At 41.9% G+C, this 1,340-nt stretch carries 3 protein-coding genes; all 3 read left to right on the top strand.

Annotated elements, in window-relative coordinates:
• Positions 1 to 48 precede the first annotated feature (48 nt).
• Positions 49 to 351 carry an IS66 family insertion sequence element accessory protein TnpA gene (gene tnpA / locus AAEZ02_RS21675; protein WP_124011565.1) on the top strand — a complete coding sequence of 101 codons (303 nt, stop codon included), beginning with the start codon at positions 49 to 51 and terminating at the stop codon, positions 349 to 351.
• On the top strand, positions 348 to 698 hold the full coding sequence (tnpB, locus tag AAEZ02_RS21670) for an IS66 family insertion sequence element accessory protein TnpB (protein ID WP_124011564.1): 351 nt from the start codon (positions 348 to 350) through the stop codon (positions 696 to 698). Before tnpA ends, tnpB begins: the two co-directional genes overlap by 4 nt.
• Positions 699 to 782: 84 nt before the next feature.
• On the top strand, positions 783 to 1,340 hold a 558-nt coding region (locus AAEZ02_RS21665; protein ID WP_351124988.1), incomplete at its 3' end, for an IS66 family transposase zinc-finger binding domain-containing protein.

The following is a 1,340-nucleotide window of genomic DNA, read 5'->3' as shown; positions in this document are numbered from 1 at the left end:
CTTCAAATGTGACATGATTATTTCCTAACTAAATCTAGGAAAACAATCATGTCAAAAAACGATAAAATACAATACTGGCAACGCATTTTTCAGCAGCAAACTGAAAGTAAATTAACCAAAGCTGAATTTTGTAAAACCAATGACTTAACCCTATCTACATTTTATGCGTGGACTAAAAAACTTAACCCGCATTCGTCATCAACTAAGCAAAAAGTGGTGCCGCTGATTTTTCCTGAAATTAAACCTGACCAGCCACTCACGCTGGCATTGCCCAACGGCTATCTGTTTTCTTTTCCAGCCTCATTAGCGCCAAGCAAATTACAACAATTTTTACGCGTGCTATCAGCATGACACCACATAAGCAGATCTATCTTGTTACCGGCCATACCGACATGCGTAAAGCCATTGATGGCTTATCTTTAATCGTCAGTGATGTATTGGAAATGGATCCGTTGAATCAAGCCTGGTTTATTTTTTGTAATCGCCACCGGGACAAAATTAAGATTTTATTTTGGGATACTAATGGTTTTTGGCTTTACTATCGGCGGCTAGAAAAAGGTCGCTTTAAGTGGCCTGGCGCTAACGACGAACAAGACGCGCTGACAATCAACCAGCATCAGCTAAATTGGTTACTATCAGGCTTATCGTTAGAAGTATCCCATGGGCATAAACCCTTAAATGGCCTGACAGTGAGGTGATCATCACTGGATCGCTAAATAGCGGTTGCATGATCAAATACAGCAGGCAAACTAGCGCTATCTATTGGTCTTGAACGCTAATTAATGACAACTGAACAGCCTGATAATATTGAACAACTAAAAAAAATGCTGGCAATGTTGCAGCATGAAAATCAGGTGCTCAATGCTAAAAATAAAGACTTGGAAAACCGCCTTAATATCGCTTTGGAACAATTGCAACTCAACCGCAATAAGCAGTTTGGTCAACGCAGTGAGAAAATGCCGAAAGGCACATTCAATGAAGCTGAGCAGGATCAATCCACAAATAAAAATGAAAATAAACAACAAGGTAAAACGGGTCGAAAACGATTACCTGAGCACCTTGAACGTGAAGAAAGATCTTATACTCTTGACAGCCCTATGTGCGATTGCTGTGGTCATGTGATGCGTGAATGCGGTGTGCAAGAAAGCGAACAAGTCAACATTATTCCAGAGAAGATCAGCGTCATTAAGCACAGGCAAACCAAGTATGCTTGCCGTGAATGTGAAACAACATCAACCAGTACCTCTGTCATTACCGCGCCTAAGCCTGCACAGCCGATCCCCCAGAGTATCGCCAGCCCTGAAGCGCTTGCGGCTGTGGTGACCGCCAAATACTGTGAT

The sequence above is a fragment of the Shewanella sp. T24-MNA-CIBAN-0130 genome, assembly GCF_040310185.1.
GTDB classification, from domain to species: Bacteria; Pseudomonadota; Gammaproteobacteria; order Enterobacterales; family Shewanellaceae; genus Shewanella; species Shewanella psychromarinicola.
Note: the sequence above shows the minus strand (reverse complement) of the source record. Positions and strands in the feature narration are given on the sequence as shown.

Coding starts and splice junctions, on each gene's coding strand:
- tnpA (WP_124011565.1), top strand. CDS start 49: ATGTCAAAAAACGATAAAATACAATACTGGCAACGCATTTTTCAGCAG.
- tnpB (WP_124011564.1), top strand. CDS start 348: ATGACACCACATAAGCAGATCTATCTTGTTACCGGCCATACCGACATG.